Genomic DNA, 19,372 nt, shown 5'->3' on the forward strand with positions numbered 1-19,372 from the left:
GCCACACAGTGCTAACAATGGGCTGAGCCCATCTGCAGCCGAAGAATTACTTAAGACCGTGTCCGGAATTAGTTGACCACTACACTTATCCCCAAACCCCTGCTTTGCGCTTTCTGGCCCGTGGTCCTTATTCACTCGGTTTTTACTGACCACGCGTATATCGGCCATCCATGGCCGGATACGCTTGTCTGGCATCCATGCCAGACAGATCGTAAAAATCATCGCTCATGGCGGCGGGCCCAGAGGCGCAGTTTATCCCGGCCGCAACGTCGTTTTTATCGAACAATAATGTTCGTTCTGAAAAGCCGCTTGGCGGAGTAATCAATGCGCCTGCAGGACGCCGGAATGAAGAGCACTGAGCCGGTACGTCTCTGCATGGATGCAGAGCGAGCGGATAGGGCCATGGATGGCCCATTATCCGCGTTACCGTGACCGAGGTGGTCTGAATGGAGGAAAAAAGCCTGCACAGCGCGAAGCTGGGCCTGTTTTTGCTCCTGCAAAACATGCATTTCCGCCATCCATGGCGGTCAGGTATAAAGCCCCGCCGGCAAGGGGATAAGTTCCTCTGGGAGGCATACGGGGTATCAAATTGATTGGAAGAGTATCAGCGAATAGTGTTGTCGTTTTAAAGTTTTTGTGAAGATATTTTTTAGCGCTGTTTTTTATCTACAGTTAGTCGTTTTTCACGATGGTGTATTTTTATCGCTTAGGTATGGGAGGTCGTTATGTTAGTGAATGGTGTGTGGACTGCCGACTGGCAGCCGGTGCAGGCAAAAGATGAAGACGGGCGTTTTATCCGTCAGACATCGTCATTCCGCCACTGGATCACCGCCGATGGCAGTGCCGGGCCAACGGGTGATGGCGGCTTTAAGGCCGAAGCCGGGCGTTATCATCTGTACGTGGCTTATATCTGCCCCTGGGCGTCACGTACGCTGATGGTGCGTGAGTTAAAACAACTGCAGGAACTGATCGGCGTCAGTGTGGTGAATCCGGTATTGACGGAGCAGGGCTGGGCCTTTGGTGGTTATCCGGGTGCTGATACCGATGAGCTTAACGGCGCGCAGTATATGCATGAACTGTACAGCCGTGCTGACAGCCAGTTTACCGGGCGGGCGACGGTGCCGGTGCTGTGGGATAAAAAGACCGGCACCATTGTGAATAATGAGTCGGCTGATATTTTGCGCATGCTGAACAGTGCTTTTGATCATCTGACCGGTAATACGCTGAATCTGTATCCGCAGGCGCTGGCGGGGACAATCGATGAGTTGAATGCGCGCATTTACACGGAGCTGAATAACGGCGTCTATCAGGCCGGTTTTGCTTCATCGCAGGCAGCTTATGAAGAAGCGTATCTGCGTGTGTTCGCGATGCTGGATGAGCTGGAAAGTCAGTTGTCTGATGGCAGGGCGTATTTATTGGGTGATGTTTTAACAGAAACCGATATCCGCACTTTTGTGACACTGGTGCGCTTTGATGCGGCCTATCACGGTCTGTTTAAGTGTAACCGTAATACGCTGCGCAGTATGAAGGCTTTACAGAGCTATATGCAGCGTATTGCTGCCTTACCGGCCGTGGCGGCAACGGTGAATATTGAGCATATCAAGGCGGGTTACTATTCGGTTAAAGCACTTAACCCATCGGGTATTGTGCCGCTGGGGCCGGACAGTATTCTGAACTGATCGAAAAATAAACGTTGACAGGGTGGGGGATAGGTATAGACTGCCCCCAGCTTGTTAGTTCGTCCTTATATTTATGGTCACCGCTTGATGTCCGCCCCGCAATGTTGTCTCAGTCTCTGAGCAATCTGCAGAAGCTCTTCATCCTGTTTTGTTTTTCATAAGTTATTTGTACATCTTCCAGCATACCGGCCATCTGGCCATCCAACTTTTGAAAAAACAGGAATATTGATTATGTCTAATCAAATCACCGGCACTGTAAAATGGTTTAACGAAGCTAAAGGTTTTGGTTTCATCGAACAGGAAAACGGTCCAGACGTTTTCGCTCACTTCAAAGCGATCACTGGTACTGGTTTCAAAACTCTGGCTGAAGGCCAGAAAGTTAAGTTTACTGTTACTCAGGGCCAGAAAGGTCCTCAGGCAGAAGACATTATCCCTCTGTAAGTATTTGTCTTTATCTGTCCGACGGGGCGATAAAAAATTAAATATCTGAGAGAAAAAAAGCGAACCTTAGGTTCGCTTTTTTTATGCCTGAATATTTTTAAAAAATAACGTTGTTTATCAGTCGTCGCCTTCTTCTGCTTCTTTCAGGCGTGCGCGGCGTGCTTCTTCTTCAGCCAGTACGGCTTTGATTTCATCCAGTACGGTAGCCACATCGGCACTTTCTTCACTGTCGGCAAATTCGCCGCTGAGTTCGGTGTCGGGCAGTAATTCGCCTTCTTCGTATAATGCCCACATTTCCTGCGCATAACGTGTAGCGCTTAATTGCGGCGCATACTGTGCGTAGTAATTGGTCATATTGTCGACGTCGCGCTGCAGCATACTGCGGGCATGGTTATTGGCGGCGGCATCTACGGCCTGCGGCAGGTCGATAATCACCGGACCGTAATCGTCGACCAGAACGTTAAATTCGGATAAATCACCGTGTACCAGACCTTCAACCAGCATTAATTTAACGTAATGCATGACTTCGTAATGATCTTCCAGCGCCTGCTCTTCGCTCATGGCGACGTCGTTCAGGCGTGGTGCTACGTTACCGGCCTCATCCGTGACCAGTTCCATTAACAGTACGCCGTCGAAACAGCCATAGGGCGCAGGAACCCGTACGCCGGCGCGGGCCAGACGATACAGCGCTTCTACTTCGGCGTTGTGCCAGGCATCTTCCTGCTGTTTGCGACCAAATTTTGAGCCTTTCTCCATGGCGCGCTGACGCCTTGAATTACGGACTTTACGGCCTTCCTGATACTGCACAGCCTGTTTGAAGCTGCGTTTATCAGCTTCTTTATACACTTTGGCGCAGCGGATTTCGTCGCCACAGCGTACTACGTAAACAGAAGCTTCCTTGCCACTCATCAGCGGGCGGATGACTTCGTCGATCAGACCATCATCCACCAGGGGTTGTAATCGTTTTGGTATTTTCATCGGCGTGTTATACCCCAGATAAGGGGCAGATGGAATCGGTGGGAGCCGCAGCATCCACCGCTCAGCAGGATGCTAAGCGGTTGATGCTGCTGGAGTTTCAGGCCAGAACTTCGAAGGTTAGGTCGGCTTTTTCCTGCAAACGCTGGATAAAACGCTCGTCAAACATGGAGGCCGGAGTCCAGAAGCCGCCTTCGCGATCGCATTTTTTCCCGTCGCGGTAAAAATCAAGCGCCAGGCCACTGGCTGCCTGACCCAGTACTTTGGCGGTGGAGCCGTAACCCGGGTCACCTTTGCCTTTGACGCGGGTAATGATGGTCTGACCATCGTCGCTGCGGCCGATAAAGCGGATATCAAAATAGCCTTCCTGCTGCTGTTTTGGTGTCGGGCCTTCACCGGGCTTGGGCAGTACGTATTTTTCCAGCAGCCAGCGGCTGGGCTTTAACGCCGCACCGATCATAAAGGTGCCCATACCACCAACCAGTGCCGCCGCCAGTGCATAGCCTTTGGCGCCGCCGCCGGTAAGCATGGCTTCGTCGTACATAAAGTTGTCGCCATAGAGTTTGTTGCGCAGGGCGTTGGAGCGGTGCACCACGCGGGTATTAATGGCGGCCATAATAAAAGGCACAGACCAGCTGAGCAGGTCTGTGTCTTTTTCAACACCTTTCTGGTTGATCTGACGGGCGCGGAAACCGTGCTCCGGCGGACAAAGGGAATAGGGGTTCGCCAGTTCTTTACGCAGTGCCGGATCGGCCATCACTTCTTTGGTGAGCTGGATAATACTGGCCACGGTACCACCGGACATACCGCCTTTGGCGGCTTTTACGCGCATTTTAATGCGGCTGGCGGTTTTGCCGTTCCAGGCCTTTTGCGCTTCGGCCTGCAGAAAGTAGACGCCCATATCGGAAGGCACTGAGTCGAAGCCACAGCAATGCACAATGCGTGCGCCGGAGGCTTTGGCGCTGGCTTCGTATTTTTCCAGCATGCGTTTGATCCACTGTGGCTCGCCGGTTAAATCGCAGTAGTCGGTGCCGCTTTCAGCGCAGGCTTTGACCAGCGGTTCGCCATACAGGGCGTAAGGGCCAACGGTGGAGACAATGACATTGGTCTGTTCGCACAGGGCGCGTACCTGCTCATCGCGCGCAGCATCGGCCAGCAGAATCGGCAGGTGTTTGGCCTCGTCTCCCAGTACCGGCACCAGGCTGCCGCGCACCGATTGCAGTTTGCTTTCTGAACGGCCGGCAATGGCCCATTTCAGTTCGCCATTAAGGCCGTAGGTTTCCGCCAGATAGCGGGTCAGAATCTGGCCGACAAAACTGGTGGCGCCAAACACAATCAGATCGAAATGAGGTGTAGCCGTATCAGGGCTGGTGGCTGTCATAGCTGGGCTCCTTGTTATTTTCTTTTGGGCTGCTGCGTTAGGGTCGACAAACCCTGCTAACGGCAACGCTTTTTATTATCAGAAGCAGGCAAGTTACCTCTAAAAGCGGGGGAATGTAAGGGCTGGGAAGACCGCTGAAGGTGGCATCCGGGTCAGAATGCGTTTGGTGATTGTATATATGAAAAAACATATATATGATTTTCCAGATATTTCTGCTGGTAAGAGTCGTGAACCCGTTAACCCTGTTCAAGTGTCTGAATGATGAAACCCGGCTGGTGATGGTGCTGTTGCTGCAACAGCATGGCGAGCTGTGTGTGTGCGATTTAATGGCGGCGCTGGAAGAAAGCCAGCCGAAAATTTCCCGCCATCTGGCGCAATTACGCACGGCGCAAATACTCAGCAGTGAAAAACGCGGCCAGTGGGTGTATTACCGTCTGCATCCGCAATTGCCGCTATGGGCCGGGGAGGTGATCGCCACCACGCTGGCGGCTAATCATGATTTTATTGCCCCTTACGTCAAACGCTGCAGTGCCCTGACTGCTGCAAATTCGTCTTCCTGTTGCTGAGCCTATCCGGATATTTTTATGAAATTGCTATTTGTTTGTACCCATAACCGCTGCCGCAGCATTCTGGCGGAAGCCATTTGCCGCGCAGAAAGTGGCGGCGTTTTCGAGGTACGCAGCGCCGGCAGTCAGCCGGCGGGTGTGGTGTATCCGGGTACGCTGAATTTTCTGCAGCAGCAGGGAATCCGCAGCGATGATCTGCGCAGCCAGAGCTGGGATGAATTTGCAGAGTTCGCCCCGGATGTGGTGATTACCGTCTGCGACAGTGCCGCCGGAGAGGCCTGCCCACTGTGGATGGGCAACAGCATCAAAGTGCACTGGGGGTTACCTGATCCGTCAAAATTGCCGGAGGCCGAACAGAGCGCGGCATTTAATCAGGTAGCGACTACTTTGCGTGAGCGTATCCGTGCGCTCAGCGCCATCGACTGGTCGGATAAAACAGCGGCCGATATTCAGCATTTATTTCAGCAGCAGAGCGGAGTCTGAATTATGGGTATTTTTGAACGTTTTTTAACCCTGTGGGTAGGCGCCGGCATGGTATTGGGTGTGGTGCTTGGGCTGTTATTGCCTGATCTGTTTGCCAGTATTGCGGCGCTGGAAGTGGCGCGGGTAAATCTGGTGGTGGCGGTGTTAATCTGGCTGATGATTTATCCGATGATGATTCAGATTGATTTTTCGGCTATTAAAAATGTCGGTAAAAAGCCACAGGGATTACTGCTGACGCTGGTGATTAACTGGCTGATTAAACCATTCAGCATGGCCTTGCTGGGCTGGTTATTTTTTAAAGTCTTTTTCGCCGGGCTGGTCGATGCCCAGACCGCCAGTGAATACATTGCCGGGATGATTCTGCTCGGCGTTGCACCGTGCACGGCGATGGTGTTTGTCTGGAGTCAGTTAACCAAAGGCGATGCCAATTACACTCTGGTGCAGGTGTCGGTTAACGATCTGATTATGATTTTTGCCTTTGCCCCGATTGCCGCTTTCCTGCTCGGCGTATCCGATATTCAGGTGCCGTGGCAGACCCTGCTGATCTCGGTGCTGTTGTATGTGGTGCTGCCATTGGTAGCCGGGGTGCTGACCCGCAAATGGTTATCGGCCGATCGTCACAGCGAGCGCCTGACGCACTTTATGGCGGCGATAAAACCCTTCTCCATTCTTGGTCTGGTCAGTACCGTGGTGATTCTGTTTGCCCTACAGGCGCAGACCATTGTCGCCAAGCCTTTTGATATTCTGCTGATTGCCATTCCGCTGATGCTACAGACTTACGGCATCTTTTTTATTGCCTATTTTATCGCCCGCAGAATGCGTCTGGCGCATAACATTGCCGCGCCTGCGTGCATGATCGGCACCAGTAATTTCTTTGAACTGGCGGTTGCGGTGGCCATCTCGCTGTTTGGTTTGCATTCCGGTGCAGCGCTGGCGACGGTGGTGGGCGTGCTGGTGGAAGTACCGGTGATGTTATCGCTGGTGGCCTTTGCTAATAAAACCCGTCACTGGTTTCCAGCGGCACTTGGTAAATAAAAACAAAGGTGCATGAGGATAAGCCATGAGCGATTTACCGAACCTGATACCGGAGTTATTTAAAGTTCCGGCCGCTGACGAATTATTCTCCCGCCAGGCGGCGAGTCATAAGCCGCGGATTCTGTTGCTCTACGGCTCGCTGCGCAGCCGTTCGTTCAGCCGGCTGGTGGTGGAAGAAAGTGTGCGCTTATTAGAGGCCATGGGGGCCGAAACCCGGGTATTTAATCCCAGCGGTTTACCGCTTCCGGACGACAGTGACGACAGCCACCCGAAAGTGCGGGAATTACGCGAACTGGTGAACTGGAGTGAGGGCATGGTGTGGTGCTCGCCGGAGCGCCACGGTGCCATGACTGGCATTATGAAAGCACAGATTGACTGGATTCCGCTGAATATGGGCGCGGTGCGGCCTACGCAGGGTAAAACGCTGGCGGTGATGCAGGTATGCGGCGGTTCACAGTCGTTTAATGCGGTGAACCAAATGCGCATTTTAGGCCGCTGGATGCGGATGCTGACCATCCCGAACCAGTCGTCAGTAGCCAAAGCCTGGGCTGAATTTGACGCTAACGACCGTATGAAACCGTCACCGTATTACGACCGTATTGTTGACGTTCTGGAAGAGCTGCTGAAATTTACGCTGCTAACCCGCGACCGCAACGATTACCTGCTGGACCGTTATTCCGAGCGCAAAGAAAGCGCGGAGGAATTAATGAAGCGGGTTAATCAGCGCTCAATATGAATCAGCCAGTGATCGGATTGGGCGATGAACATGCGCGGATTCAGGTATTTATAGCCAGCCGTCCGCCGCTGGCGGAATACCAGCAACTGCAGGCAATGCAGCCGCTGCAGCGCGGAGATATTGCCCGTATCGCCAGCGAAACCGGTAACCACTGGCGCAAGATTTTTAATGTGTACGCCAAGCTGATCTTTGCATTGCAGCAGGCCGGCATTAACGGAGATAACAATCAGGACGTGTTTGGTTTTACACGCTGGCAGGATCTGCGCGATCAGCAGTTATTGCAGGCGGGCAGTGGGCAGGCATTGTTATTTTCGCCGCCATCGCTGAGCCCTGATAGTACCAAAATCCGTTTATTACTGGCTAAAGGCTATGCCCAGACTCTGGGTTTAAGTACCGAGCTGATCTGGCTGGATAATGACTTCGCGCTACATAAAGCGTCGGGGTTGGTGCTGTGCCCGTATTTTGATTACCGCCAGTTGTCGGATATTAAAATTCAGCGCTTGGTTGAGTGGTTAAAACAGAGAGCGGAGCGGTGAAAGGTAAGAGCGGAGCGATAAGCCGTTCGGGTAGAAGGGTAAGCCGTTCGGGGATAGGGTCGGGTAGGGAGTCGGGTAGGGAGGTAAGCCGCTCAGGCAATGATGGCAAATAACAGGCAATAAAAAGGGGAGCTGTTGCCCCCCTCACGCATTGCCTTGTTCAGTTGCCGTTTGGCCTGATTACGTTTGGCCTTAGTGGTGCTTTCGTGGACACCGCCTTTGCGCATAATGGCTGCACAGGCATGCAGATTACGCCGTACCGGCTGGCCAGCCAGTGCCTTGGTTTTCTTGCTCATATTGCTCTCCGTTATTGTGATCGCTCTGATCATTACTGGGCAGGCCTTTCCTGCTCAGGTCTTTAGACGGCAGTTGCTGCCGCAGCGCTATGATTGCAGAAAGCGGCAGCAGTTCAATCGTTATCTTTATAAACACAGAACTTTCCTGCTAGGGCCTGTTTAATTAGTGTTAACAGGCCCTGGTTGCTCTGCCTGACTGGTAAAACTACTTAGTCAGGCTTGCGGTACGGGTGTATTCATACCGGGCTTTAATCCGGTTATGCTGACGTATCTTTGTACTGTGATTTATCTGGAGAATGGCTGCATGTCGGAAATTGGTTTAATTAACTGGCTCAGCCTGGCCTGGTTTATCGGTTGCTGGGTAGCCTATACCCAGTTTGCCAAGTACAAAGCGAAAACCTCTGCCTCTCTGTCCTCTGTTTTGCATGTGCATCGCATCAACTGGATGAGGCGCCTGTTGCAGCGCGAAGTGCGGGTGGGGGATGCCGCTCTGCTGGCCAATCTTGAGCGTAACGTTAATTTCTTCGCCTCTTCCTGTGTGCTGATTCTTGCGGGTTTGCTGACTGCGCTGACCGCCGTCGATAAAGTTGAGGGCATGTTGTCCGGGGTCTCGTTTGCGGTGGTCGATACCTTACTGGCGCTGGAACTGAAAATCCTGACCTTAATCGGCGTGTTTATTTATGCCTTCTTCACCTTTACCTGGTCGATGCGTCAGTTTGGCTTTGCCTCCGTGCTGGTGGGTGCAGCTCCGTTACCGGGCGATGATTCGGTAACCGCGGCCGAACGCCGCAGCTTTGCGATTTACGGCGCCAAAATCATTGATCAGGCCAGCCGCAGTTATAACTACGGGTTGCGCTCTTTTTATTTTTCACTCGCCATCCTGACCTGGTTTATCCATCCCTGGGCGTTTATTGCCGCAGCAGCACTGGTGGTGGGAGTGCTGTATGAGCGGGAGTTTTTGTCAAACTCGCTGGAAGCTCTGAAAAAGGTTGAGAACGTCGGCGATAAGTTATTTAAGGATGATAAAGAACTGTCGCGTTACTGATGCACAATTCAGTAAAAAACGCCGCATCTGCGGCGTTTTTTTATGCGTTCTGCCCGTGCTTCTGCTCAAGCCAGTCCGCGATATCTCCGGCAATGCTTTGCCAGCCGGGTTCTGCAATCAGCCAGTGGGCATGGTTGGTGTAGCAGCGATACTCGGCGTTGGTATAGCGCGCTGCGACTTTTTTATTGATGGCTGCGGGGGTGATGTGATCGTCGGCGCCGGAGATGACCAGTAACGGCTGGGTAACTTTGCGCTCATCAACCCGGCTGGCCTTATTCCGGTCAAGCAACCAGAAACCAATTTCGAAGGCGGCGCGGCCACTTTCATGGCGCATTTGCTGGTAAGCATTCTGTGCAGCGTCATCTGGCAGACGATTAAAGAGGGCGTAGCGCGCTGCTGCCGGGGAGAGTTTGTTGGGCTTTTTCCAGAAACCCCAGCGTGTCATCACTGTAAAAAAGCTGCGCACAACGGATGCTGTCAGAGCGTGTACGCCGGCCGGTGATGCCGGGCAAATTAACACCGCAGATGTTGCTAATTGGCGTGCACACAGCATTTGCGCCAGCAATCCTCCCATAGAGTGACCAATCAGCACCGGCCGCTGTGGCAAGGTGCGGATAAAAGCCTCCAGATCGGCGGCATAATCGCGCAGACTGAGTTGGCCAAGCGCTGTGCTTTCGTTGTCCTGAATATCGTGCTGACGTAATGCCGGGGTATGGCACTGGTAACCGCGCTCAGTAAAAAATTGCCGGTAGGGCTCAAACACCTCTGGCCCGCACCACATGCCGTGAATAAAAACGATGGCTGGGCGCGGTTCTGCTGCGCTGTGAACGGTTGGCATAGTGATATTCCTGTTATTCGGCCGAAGGTCATTAAACGGCATGGTACTGATGCCGTCCAGTCGCTAGAATGCCCGATTATTTTATTGCTCCGGGAGTTCGTATGCTGAATATTTTGCTGGTAGTGATCATTGCAGGTCTGTTGTTCTATGCATTACGTCGTGCCGGTATGGGCAGTGGCAAAAGCGCGGTTGACAATGTTGCAGCGGGTGCTGAATTTCTGGCGGAAAATAAAAAGCAGGATGGCGTAAAAGAAACCGCATCCGGCCTGCAATATCTGGTATTACAGCCGGGAACGGGTGAAAAACACCCGGGCCCGCGCGACCGGGTATTAGTGCATTATCACGGCACCTTGCTGGATGGCTCGGTATTTGACAGCTCTGTGGTGCGTAATGAACCCATTGCCTTTGGCCTGAATCAGGTTATCCGCGGCTGGACGGAAGGTTTGCAGCTGATGGTGGAAGGCGAAAAAACACGCTTATTTATTCCGGCCGATCTGGCCTATGGCAATCAGCGCGCCGGAACCATTCCGGCCGGCTCGTTGCTGATCTTTGATGTTGAATTATTAAAAATTGAGAGTTGAAAAATAATGAGAAAGGGAATTCGTATCACCCTGGCCGGTATGCTGATGGTTTGTGCTTCCGGTTTACATGCTGAAACCTCACGGGAATTCCGGGCGAGTCATCATGTTGGCATTGACGGAGCATTTTCGCTGGTGTCGCTGCCTTTTCCGGCAGCTAAGGGCGTGGCGCTGAATGTCAATCTCAGCGACCAGTGGCAGCTGGGACTGTCCTATATGAACAGTGGTTTTGAGGTGAATTTTTCTAAGTTAAAACTCGCCGGATTTAAAGAGCGTCATGCAGGCCTGTTAGTGCGTCGTTTTTTCGGCAACAGTTTTAATCTCAGCGGTGGTTATGTTTATCGCACCAATGAAGTGTATCTTGATCCCGAAGTGTATGGTTTCCCGCTGACAGATCAGGGAATCCGCACTGAAGCTTATACCCATATGGCGCAGTTCAGTATTGCCAATCACTGGCAGCAGGGGCCATGGACGCTGGCGGTCGACTGGCTGACTCTGGTGGTGCCGGTGTCCGGTGAGGTTACCCGTTCTTCTGCTGATCTGGCTGATGAAGACAAGCGTGATGATGTACGTCAGGCCGAAGACGTTCTGACCTGGTATCCGAATATGGCGGTATCAACGTTGCGTCTCGGATATATGTTCTGAGTAACAGGGATAAATACACAATGTGGCAGTGGCTGTTAAATAAACTGGCTATATGGGCGAAACCCGAGGTTAAGGTATTACCTGTGTGGCAGCCGGAATGGTCTGATTTTCTGTTGTCGCACGTGGCGTTTTATCAGCGTCTGGATGAGCCGCAGCGGCATGAATTTGAGCACCGTTGTCAGCTGTTTCTGGCGACCACTGCGGTTGAAGGTGGTGTCGATGTTGAGGTTACCGATGAAGATCGCCTGCTGGTTGCCGCGAGTGCGGTGATTCCGGTTTGGGGCTTTCCGGGCTGGCATTATTTTAATGTGCGGGCGGTTTTTTTACTGCCGGCAGCGTTTAATGCAGAGTTTCAGTGTGGCGCTCCGGATTCGCGAATTACCGGTATGGTCGGAACCGGGCCTATGGCTGGCAAAGTGGCGCTGAGTAAGCCCGATCTGCATGCCGGTTTTGCCAATCAGAAAGATAAGCACAATGTTGGCATTCATGAATTTGTCCACCTGGTGGATATGGCTGATGGTGCGCTGGATGGTTTTCCGGAGCGGCTGGAAAATTATCGTACCAGTGATGCCTGGTTCAGTCTGGTGCAGCAAAAAATTGGCGAAATGGAGCAGAGCAAAACCGGTATTCCTGAATACGGTGCAACCAATCAGGCCGAATTTTTTGCTGTGGCGTCGGAATACTTCTTTGAACGCCCCCAGCTGCTGAAAAAAAAGCATCCGCAGCTTTATGGGTATCTGAGTGATTTTTATCAGCAGAATCTGGCGGATCTGAGGCGTGATGCCGCGCCACATAAAAACAGCCCGTGTCCCTGTGGCAGTGGTAAAAAATATAAGCGCTGCTGTATGCCGGCAGGGCGTTAGTAACCCCGCGGATTCTGATGTAGCATGACCTCTTCATTTCGGTTGTGGACAGGTTATGCGCACAGGCCAATTACTGATTGTTTTCTGTGTATTGCAGGCGCTTTCTGCCGTGTCGGCCGCGCGCCCCCTGGTGTTTGGCACATTTCCGATTCCGCTGATGGTGGAGTCTGAACAGCAGGGAATTTTCATCGATCTGACCCGTGCTCTGGCTGCCGAAGCCGGGCTGGATATCCACATTACTGTCTTTCCCGCCAAGCGTGCCTTGTCTGAATTTGAGCAGGGCAATCTGGATGGCCTGTTTCCGGCGCTCAGCGTCACCATGCCAGTGGCTTATGAGCGCAGTCTCAGTATTTACAGCAAAGATGACTTTGCCTTCACTCTGAAGGGGCAACCGGTGTTGAGCACTCCGGAGCAGCTGCAGCGCAAGCGGGTAGGTATTACCGCAGGTTATCCTTATTCGCCTTTATTGACCGGGCAGCCGGGTATTCAGTTTATGAGTGCCAATACCGATATTCAGAATGTACAGATGCTGCTGGCCGGGCGTATTGACGTGTTTGTGGTGGAGGAACATTCCGGTCTGCGCGCGCTGGAGCAGGCGGGGGCTGTCAGCCGGGTGCAGTATGATCCGGCACGGCCACTGAGCAGGCAGGATACGTTTTATGCCTTCCGGGCGGATCAGGAAGGCCGTATTCTCGCCGGGCAGATTAATGCGGCTCTGCAACGTCTGCAAGACAGTGGCACTCTGGCCAATATCATGGCCAGAAGACCTCATGCGGGAGCGCAGGATCATGATTGAAGGCATGATTGAGGGCATGTTGAGGACATGATCAAATATTATCGTCTGACCCTGACAGCGCTATTGGCACTGGCGGTATGCATGCCGCTACAGGCAGAGTCTGTGCGCATGGGGACTTTTACAATCCCGCTGATGGTTGAGTCGGCAACCCGGGGTGTTTTTATCCGCCTCGCAGAAGCGGTTGCGGCTGAAGCCGGCGAGGAGCTGGTGATCAGCCTTTTCCCGACCCGAAGGGTGCGCGAGGTTTTTGCTGAGCAGAATCTGGATGTTATTTTTCCGGCGATTGATCTGTCGATGAACTCGCCATATCTGGCAACAACGGCGGTGTACAGCAAGCGTGTTTTTGCCTTCACCCGCGTTACCGAACCATTGGTAACCAGGGTTGAAGATATGACTGGTAAACGTATCGGCTATACCTCTGGTTTCAGTTATTCCAGCGATGTTTTATCGGTGCCAGGCGCCAATTATCAAAGCACTATTACCGACCCGCAGAGCATCAAAAAACTGCTGGCTGGCCGCATTGATGTATTTGTTGGCGATGAAAAGTCAGCTTTGCGTGCGGTCAGTGAGGAGAATGCCGGCCACCTGGTGCATTACGATGCGGCCAGCCCACTCAGCACTCATTCGGTGTTTTTTGCCTTCCAGCCGACAACACGAGGTACCGAGTTACGTCGTCGTTTTAATGAGGCGCTCGGCAGAATGGCTGCGGATGGTCGGCTGGAGACTATTCTGAGTCAGACGCGCTGATCAGCGGCTGCTTTCCTGTAACACCGTCATACCGATTTCTATGGTCTGGCTGCTGTCACCCAGCCACAACATGCCATCCTGAATACTGGCCTGCAGACGCATGGTGCGGCTTGTTAATTGCTGCAGTTGTTCGATGGCGGCCGCATCAAAATCCACCACCTGAAGATTATTGAAACGCCGGCAGCTGTTTTCGATCTGTTGCCACCATAATTGCGCGGCACGTCCGTGGTAGCCGTAAATAATGACCTGTTTTGCACGGTTACAGGCTTTGCGGATGCGTTTTTCATCGGGCTGGCCGAGCTCAATCCACAGATCTATTTCATCACTCAGAGAGTGTGCCCATAAATCCGGTTCATCATCGGTGCTGAGGCCTTTGGTAAATTCCAGCTGCTCACCGGCGTTCAGGGCAAAAGCGGCAAGACGTACCATCATCCGCTCGGTGGTTTCTGACGGATGCTGAGCAATGGTCAGGTTGTAAGTCTGGTAATGATTGCGGTCCATGTCGGACACATTCAGTTCGGCTTTATAAATGGTTGCTTTCAGCGCCATGGGTGTAATTGCCAGAAAAAATAAGCGCGTACTCTAATGGTTTCATGGGCTGACGGCTATGGCTGTAAGCACGGAATACGCCGCAGAGCAGATCGTCTTATATTCGATCACACTATTTGCCATCGTATTGTTTAGCTCAAAGTGGTCTTTCACCTTTCTGGCTGGTCTTTTTTCGGCTACACATTAACTGTGTCTGTTCTGCCAAAAGCAGGGCGGATGCACCTGTTCAATTAGCCGCCCGTCAGGCGGACTCAGGCCAAAAGCCGGAGGTGCAGGATGCGTTTTCATTTGCTTTGTCAGTCTGTCGCCAGACAGATCCTTGTCAGTTGTATGACGTATCGCGTCGCTGCGGATGGCATGCGGCTTCTGTTCTGTTTTCTTTCCTGTCTGTATCTGAGTGGCTGGCCGGGCAACCGGGCTCGCACACTTATCTGTACCACTGACAAGTGTGCCTGCGCTACCGGCGCTGAGGGAGGGTTGTGTTATGAGTAATGTTCCTGGTGTTCATGCTGCAGCCATGGTGCAGTATCTTGGTGAAGATGGCGTACCGGTGCGGGAAGTTCCGCTCTGGGCCCATGAGCCTGAGCCTTTGCTGCGTGCCTATGAGTGGATGATGCTGACGCGGATGTTTGATCAGAAGGCGGTTGCTCTGCAGCGCACGGGTCAGCTTGGCACTTTTCCATCTTCGGTCGGGCAGGAAGCCATTGGCGTTGCCTGTGGCCTGGCGCTGGAAGAGCAGGATATTTTTGTTCCTTATTACCGTGATCATGCCACGCAGCTTATCCGTGGTGCGGCCATGCACGATCTGTTGCTGTACTGGGGAGGAGATGAGCGTGGCAGTCATGCTGGCCCGGCACAGGATTTACCGGTTTGTGTGCCGATTGCCAGTCAGTGTGGCCATGCAGTCGGGGCTGCGGCTGCACTGAAGTTCCGTAAACAGCCACAGGCCGTACTCTGCACCCTGGGCGATGGTGCAACCTCTAAAGGTGACTTCCTCGAAGCACTGAACCTGGCCGGTACCTGGCATCTGCCGGTGGTGTTTGTGATCAACAATAATCAGTGGGCGATTTCGGTGCCGCGTGCTGCACAGTGCGGAGCCCCCACGCTGGCCCAAAAAGGCTGGGGTGCGGGTATACACAGCGTGCAGGTGGATGGTAACGATATTATCGCCATGCTGGATGTGGTCGGCGATGCACTGGAGCGGGCACGGCACCGTAAGGGGCCGACGCTGATTGAAGCGGTAAGCTACCGTCTCGGGGATCACACCACCGCCGATGATGCCAGCCGTTACCGGACCGATGATGAAGTTAAAGCCGCCTGGGAGCGGGAGCCGGTTCGGCGTTTATGTCAGTTCCTGACAACTCAGGGCGCCTGGAACGAAGCCATGGATGCACGCTGGCAGGATCACTGCCATACGGTCGTCAGCAAGGCCGTTGAGCAGTATCTGGCAACACCACCGCAGGCAGCAGAGGCCATGTTCGACCATTTGTACGCCGAATGGCCACCTGCACTGGATGAGCAGCTTGATCTGTTTGCAGCACGTATGACGGCACGGGAGGTGTGACATGGTCAATCAAACAACAGACTCATTCAGCAGTGCATCTGCATCCCGTGATCTGACTCAGGGCGATCTGACTCTGGTCGAAGCGGTGAACCTGGCGCTGGCACGGGCGCTGAGCGAAGATCCGAACGTCGTCCTTCTGGGCGAAGATATCGGCCGCAATGGCGGTGTGTTCCGCGCCACACAAGGGCTGCAGGATCGCTTTGGCCGTGAGCGGGTAATGGATACGCCATTGGCAGAGACGCTGATTGCCGGTACGGCGATCGGTATGGCCAGCCAGGGACTGAAACCGGTCGCTGAAATTCAGTTTATGGGCTTTATCTTCCCGGCCATGGAACAGCTGGTGACCCATGCTGCCCGGCTGCGTAACCGTACCCGTGGACGGTTACATTGCCCGCTGGTGGTGCGTGCTCCTTTTGGCGGCGGCATTCATGCGCCCGAGCATCATTCCGAAAGTACAGAGGCATTATTTGCCCATATCCCCGGTATCCGGGTGGTGATTCCATCTTCGCCTCGGCGTGCCTATGGTTTGTTGCTGAGTGCGATTGATGACCCGGACCCGGTGCTCTTTCTTGAGCCCAAGCGCCTGTACCGCGCGCTGAAACAACCGCTGGTGGATGACGGCGCGCGTCTGCCACTGGACAAGGTTTTTATTCTGCGTGAGGGCAGCGATATCACACTGGTCAGCTGGGGGGCCTGCATTCAGGAAACTCTGGAGGCGGTGCAGGCGCTGGAACAGCAGGGCATCAGCGCCGAAGTTGTGGATGTGGCGACGGTCAGTCCGCTGGATATGGACAGCATCCGCGCCTCGGTCGAAAAGACCGGCCGTTGTGTGATTGTGCATGAGGCCGCGCGCAGTGGCGGTATTGGCGCGGATATTTCCGCCCGCCTGAGCGAGCAGAGCCTCGATTTACTGCAGGCTCCGGTGATCCGGGTGACAGGCTTTGATACACCAATGCCGTATTTCCGCCAGGAGCAGCTGTATCTGCCACAGGTGGCCGACATTGTGGCCGCCGTTAACCAATGCATGAGCTACCGTTAAAACAGACATAAAAATCAAAAGCCTGATACATCAGGAGTGTTTATGCGTTATTTCCGCTTGCCCGATCTGGGTGAAGGGCTGGCCGATGCCGATATCGTGGAGTGGCATGTAAAAGCCGGTGATACGGTGGCGGTTGACCAGCTGTTGTTATCGGTTGAAACCGCAAAAGCCATTGTTGAACTGCCATCTCCCTGTGCCGGGGTGGTCAGCCATTGTTTTGGTGAACCCGGTGATACCGTCAATACCGGTGAGCCACTGGTTGAGTTTGTGCAGGATGAAGGCTCTGACACTGCAGGGCGTGAAGATAACGGCTCGGTGGTCGGCGAAATGCCGGTTGCGCGCGAACGCAGCGAAGATCATTTTGTGATTGGCCAGGGCAACAGCCTGAATGCCGGCGCGCGGGTGCGGGTCACGCCCAGTGTTCGGGCACTGGCACGGCGTCTGAATGTGGATATTCAGCAGATCAGTGGCAGTGGGCCGGATGGCCGCATTACGGCCGATGATGTGGAAAAAGCCGGGCGTCTGGATCAGCAACTGGGGCAGGGGGAACGCCTGACCGGTGTGCGCAAAAGCATGGCCCGTACCATGGCACTGGCTCATGCTCAGGTAGTGCCCGTCACGCTGTTTGATGAAGCCGATGTGTCGCACTGGGAAACCACTGAGGATGTCAGTGTCCGGCTGGTGCAGGCCATAGCTGCAGGCTGTGCGGCGGTACCGGATTTAAATGGCTGGTTTCACGGTGATGAACAGCATCAGCAGATGACCCGGCGACTGATCAGTCAGATTGACCTGGGTATTGCGGTTGATACCGAGCAGGGTTTGTTTGTACCTGTATTGCGTGACGTTGCCAACCGCAGCGCAGATGACCTACGTGCCGGCCTCGACCGGCTGAAAGCCGATGTCCGCGCCCGTACCATTCCGCCGCGGGAAATGCAGGGCGCAACCATTACCCTATCGAACTATGGCGCCATCGCCGGGCGTTATGGCACTCCGGTGGTGGTACCTCCGACTATGGCGATTCTGGGTGCTGGACGGGTGCTGGAGAAACCGCTGTGTGCCATGGGTGAACTCTTTGCCGGTAAGGTGCTGCCCTTGTCACTGACCTTTGATCACCGGGCGGTCACCGGCGGGGAAGCCAGTCGTTTCTTAGCGGCTGTTATTACCGATTTGCAGAAAGAGCCGGACTTGATTGACCGCTGATCCGGTTTTAATCCTCCGGCCACTCAACCGTAAAACCTTCATCTTCTGTCGGTAACTGAAAATACTGACTCAGATGATAGAAGGTTTCCTCGTTATCAAATGCCGCGCGTTGCGGTTGTTCTTTGCGGCGTTGAGCAAGCTGCTTCAGGCAGCGCTCATCGCTGTGATCCAGGCAAATTAACCGGTGCCGGCACTGACTGTTTTCAATAAGATGTTTAAACCAGCGGCGTTGCTCAATGGTGTTGCCGGGAAAATCGAGAATCAGTGTCAGGCCATTGTTTAGCAGCAGGCTGATATGTTCGTTCAGGATATTTTTTAACTGAGCCGAGCAGCGCAGATAATCCTTTATGGTATGGATCTGTTGTGGGTAAAGGGCCGCCAGCCACTGATCTTCTGAAATAAGAATGGTGTTATTTTTTTGTGACAATTGCCGGGCGAGAGTGGATTTTCCCGCTCCCATTTTGCCGCAGAAAAAGACCAGCATTCCGCTCGCCATGACGTTCTCCTGATAATGTTGATTGCTAGGGCCTGTCGACACTAATTGAATAGGTCCTGCTGAGAGCCAGTTTTTCTCAGAACAAGGAGAGAGGAGTGATATTAGCGGGTTAAATGAATGACGAACGACGACGTTAATGAGGAAAACTGGCCTCAGCCCGAAGGGTTATGGCTAAAAATCCCTCATCCTGCGTTGCTGTTCGCTCGCTTAACCCGTTACCAATCTGTCTGGAACAGATTGGCGTTCCAACCCCGAAGGGGGAAAGCACAGGGATGTGCTGAACATCCCACACTCTCAGCGCCTTGCCTGAGAAATTTTTAGCCAATAACAGGCCTGTTTAATTAGTGTCGACAGGCCCTAAGGTTTTATCAGGAGAGCACGGCGCTGGCAATGTACTCTGTTTGTTATTTCCGGCTTGTTATTCGCGAGCAGCAGCGTGTTCCTGTGCCCAGGCCAGCAGCATACGGTGAACCCGCTCGTCGCAGGGCAGGTGGTGTAATTCATTTTCATCCAGTGCGTTAGCATCCTGCCATTCGTCGCGGCAGTCACTGATTTCAATGCTCAGATCGCGGCTGCAGGCGTCATAGAGTTTTTCCAGCAGCTCTGTTACCCGCACGGGATCGTCGGCAAACAGATAAGGCTGTTCCAGATCGTGTTCCAGCTCACGCATCACCGACCAGGCGGTTTCACCACGCTGATACAGGGTGTCGGGGTTGATGCCGTGCAGGTCCTGCAGGCTGATATCCCAGTCGTCCCAATCATCTTCCGGCTGAATCAGAGTGGTTTTGATCTGGCCATCGGACTGCGACCAGGCAATGGCAACCGGATGGGCGTGTTCTTCAAATGAACTGCCGTCGATGGCAATAAATTGCGGATATTTCACA

The 19,372-nt window shown here is 53.4% G+C and carries 23 protein-coding genes; 16 read left to right on the top strand and 7 right to left on the bottom strand.

Annotation, left to right across the window (positions count from 1 at the left end; translation table 11 throughout):
- Positions 1-725 precede the first annotated feature (725 nt).
- Positions 726-1,679, top strand: a complete 954-nt coding sequence (locus HUF18_RS13085) for a glutathione S-transferase family protein (protein ID WP_225692503.1) — start codon at positions 726-728, stop codon at positions 1,677-1,679.
- Between the two features lie 231 nt (positions 1,680-1,910).
- Positions 1,911-2,120 (top strand): cold-shock protein, encoded by a 210-nt coding sequence (locus HUF18_RS13090; protein ID WP_145468155.1) that lies wholly within the window; start codon positions 1,911-1,913, stop codon positions 2,118-2,120.
- Between the two features lie 117 nt (positions 2,121-2,237).
- Here the strand turns inward: HUF18_RS13090 and HUF18_RS13095 are convergent, their stop codons facing one another.
- The gene (locus HUF18_RS13095; RefSeq protein ID WP_225692803.1) at positions 2,238-3,098 is read right to left on the bottom strand and encodes a PA4780 family RIO1-like protein kinase; all 861 of its coding nucleotides are present in this window, start codon (positions 3,096-3,098) and stop codon (positions 2,238-2,240) included.
- 97 nt (positions 3,099-3,195) lie between these two features.
- On the bottom strand, positions 3,196-4,476 hold the full coding sequence (locus tag HUF18_RS13100; protein ID WP_145468159.1) for a saccharopine dehydrogenase family protein: 1,281 nt from the start codon (positions 4,474-4,476) through the stop codon (positions 3,196-3,198).
- 227 nt (positions 4,477-4,703) lie between these two features.
- Here HUF18_RS13100 and HUF18_RS13105 point away from each other — a divergent pair, with 227 nt between their 5' ends.
- The 5 genes from HUF18_RS13105 to HUF18_RS13125 are packed head-to-tail and all read left to right on the top strand — an operon-like array spanning position 4,704 to position 7,832.
- Positions 4,704-5,042: a metalloregulator ArsR/SmtB family transcription factor gene (locus HUF18_RS13105; protein WP_342453572.1), complete on the top strand. Its 339-nt coding sequence runs from the start codon at positions 4,704-4,706 to the stop codon at positions 5,040-5,042.
- 18 nt (positions 5,043-5,060) lie between these two features.
- A complete protein-coding gene (locus HUF18_RS13110) occupies positions 5,061-5,525 on the top strand; it encodes an arsenate reductase ArsC (RefSeq protein ID WP_225692505.1) in 465 nt (154 codons plus the stop codon).
- A gap of 3 nt (positions 5,526-5,528) precedes the next feature.
- Positions 5,529-6,560 carry an ACR3 family arsenite efflux transporter gene (arsB, locus tag HUF18_RS13115; RefSeq protein WP_225692506.1) on the top strand — a complete coding sequence of 344 codons (1,032 nt, stop codon included), beginning with the start codon at positions 5,529-5,531 and terminating at the stop codon, positions 6,558-6,560.
- Between the two features lie 25 nt (positions 6,561-6,585).
- Complete coding sequence (arsH, locus tag HUF18_RS13120; protein WP_225692507.1) at positions 6,586-7,296, top strand: arsenical resistance protein ArsH; 711 nt, start codon at positions 6,586-6,588, stop codon at positions 7,294-7,296.
- The gene (locus HUF18_RS13125) at positions 7,293-7,832 is read left to right on the top strand and encodes a DUF6942 family protein (RefSeq protein ID WP_225692508.1); all 540 of its coding nucleotides are present in this window, start codon (positions 7,293-7,295) and stop codon (positions 7,830-7,832) included. The genes arsH and HUF18_RS13125 overlap by 4 nt, the downstream gene beginning before the upstream one ends.
- A 92-nt stretch (positions 7,833-7,924) precedes the next feature.
- On the opposite strand, the gene HUF18_RS13130 is transcribed toward HUF18_RS13125, so the two are convergent.
- Positions 7,925-8,128, bottom strand: coding sequence for a hypothetical protein (locus HUF18_RS13130; RefSeq protein WP_225692509.1), 204 nt, complete (start codon positions 8,126-8,128; stop codon positions 7,925-7,927).
- Between the two features lie 259 nt (positions 8,129-8,387).
- Between HUF18_RS13130 and HUF18_RS13135 the strand changes: the two genes are divergently transcribed.
- Positions 8,388-9,173, top strand: a complete 786-nt coding sequence (locus HUF18_RS13135) for a DUF599 domain-containing protein (protein ID WP_225692510.1) — start codon at positions 8,388-8,390, stop codon at positions 9,171-9,173.
- 40 nt (positions 9,174-9,213) lie between these two features.
- On the opposite strand, the gene HUF18_RS13140 is transcribed toward HUF18_RS13135, so the two are convergent.
- On the bottom strand, positions 9,214-10,011 hold the full coding sequence (locus HUF18_RS13140; RefSeq protein WP_225692511.1) for an alpha/beta hydrolase: 798 nt from the start codon (positions 10,009-10,011) through the stop codon (positions 9,214-9,216).
- Between the two features lie 101 nt (positions 10,012-10,112).
- On the opposite strand from HUF18_RS13140, the gene HUF18_RS13145 reads away from it, so the two are divergent.
- From HUF18_RS13145 to HUF18_RS13165, 5 genes are all read left to right on the top strand, one after another.
- Positions 10,113-10,592 (top strand): FKBP-type peptidyl-prolyl cis-trans isomerase, encoded by a 480-nt coding sequence (locus HUF18_RS13145; protein WP_225692512.1) that lies wholly within the window; start codon positions 10,113-10,115, stop codon positions 10,590-10,592.
- Between the two features lie 6 nt (positions 10,593-10,598).
- Positions 10,599-11,234, top strand: a complete 636-nt coding sequence (locus HUF18_RS13150; protein ID WP_145468176.1) for a hypothetical protein — start codon at positions 10,599-10,601, stop codon at positions 11,232-11,234.
- Positions 11,235-11,317: 83 nt separating this feature from the next.
- Complete coding sequence (locus tag HUF18_RS13155; RefSeq protein ID WP_225692513.1) at positions 11,318-12,097, top strand: M90 family metallopeptidase; 780 nt, start codon at positions 11,318-11,320, stop codon at positions 12,095-12,097.
- A gap of 55 nt (positions 12,098-12,152) precedes the next feature.
- The gene (locus tag HUF18_RS13160) at positions 12,153-12,893 is read left to right on the top strand and encodes a substrate-binding periplasmic protein (RefSeq protein ID WP_225692514.1); all 741 of its coding nucleotides are present in this window, start codon (positions 12,153-12,155) and stop codon (positions 12,891-12,893) included.
- 27 nt (positions 12,894-12,920) lie between these two features.
- Positions 12,921-13,640 (top strand): substrate-binding periplasmic protein, encoded by a 720-nt coding sequence (locus HUF18_RS13165; RefSeq protein WP_145468182.1) that lies wholly within the window; start codon positions 12,921-12,923, stop codon positions 13,638-13,640.
- Here the strand turns inward: HUF18_RS13165 and HUF18_RS13170 are convergent, their stop codons facing one another.
- Entirely contained in the window at positions 13,641-14,189 is a 549-nt protein-coding gene (locus HUF18_RS13170; RefSeq protein WP_225692515.1) for a YaeQ family protein, read from the bottom strand.
- A 484-nt stretch (positions 14,190-14,673) separates the two neighbouring features.
- Here HUF18_RS13170 and pdhA point away from each other — a divergent pair, with 484 nt between their 5' ends.
- The 3 genes from pdhA to HUF18_RS13185 are packed head-to-tail and all read left to right on the top strand — an operon-like array spanning position 14,674 to position 17,992.
- Positions 14,674-15,753: a pyruvate dehydrogenase (acetyl-transferring) E1 component subunit alpha gene (pdhA, locus tag HUF18_RS13175; protein ID WP_225692516.1), complete on the top strand. Its 1,080-nt coding sequence runs from the start codon at positions 14,674-14,676 to the stop codon at positions 15,751-15,753.
- 1 nt (position 15,754) lies between these two features.
- The gene (locus tag HUF18_RS13180; protein WP_225692517.1) at positions 15,755-16,792 is read left to right on the top strand and encodes an alpha-ketoacid dehydrogenase subunit beta; all 1,038 of its coding nucleotides are present in this window, start codon (positions 15,755-15,757) and stop codon (positions 16,790-16,792) included.
- Between the two features lie 42 nt (positions 16,793-16,834).
- Positions 16,835-17,992, top strand: coding sequence for a dihydrolipoamide acetyltransferase family protein (locus tag HUF18_RS13185; protein ID WP_225692518.1), 1,158 nt, complete (start codon positions 16,835-16,837; stop codon positions 17,990-17,992).
- A gap of 7 nt (positions 17,993-17,999) precedes the next feature.
- On the opposite strand, the gene HUF18_RS13190 is transcribed toward HUF18_RS13185, so the two are convergent.
- On the bottom strand, positions 18,000-18,488 hold the full coding sequence (locus HUF18_RS13190) for an AAA family ATPase (protein WP_225692519.1): 489 nt from the start codon (positions 18,486-18,488) through the stop codon (positions 18,000-18,002).
- Between the two features lie 418 nt (positions 18,489-18,906).
- Positions 18,907-19,371: a hypothetical protein gene (locus tag HUF18_RS13195; RefSeq protein ID WP_225692520.1), complete on the bottom strand. Its 465-nt coding sequence runs from the start codon at positions 19,369-19,371 to the stop codon at positions 18,907-18,909.
- Position 19,372 lies beyond the last annotated feature (1 nt).

The sequence above is a fragment of the Thalassolituus sp. ST750PaO-4 genome (genome assembly GCF_020320405.1).
GTDB classification, from domain to species: Bacteria; Pseudomonadota; Gammaproteobacteria; order Pseudomonadales; family Oceanobacteraceae; genus Venatoribacter; species Venatoribacter alkanivorans.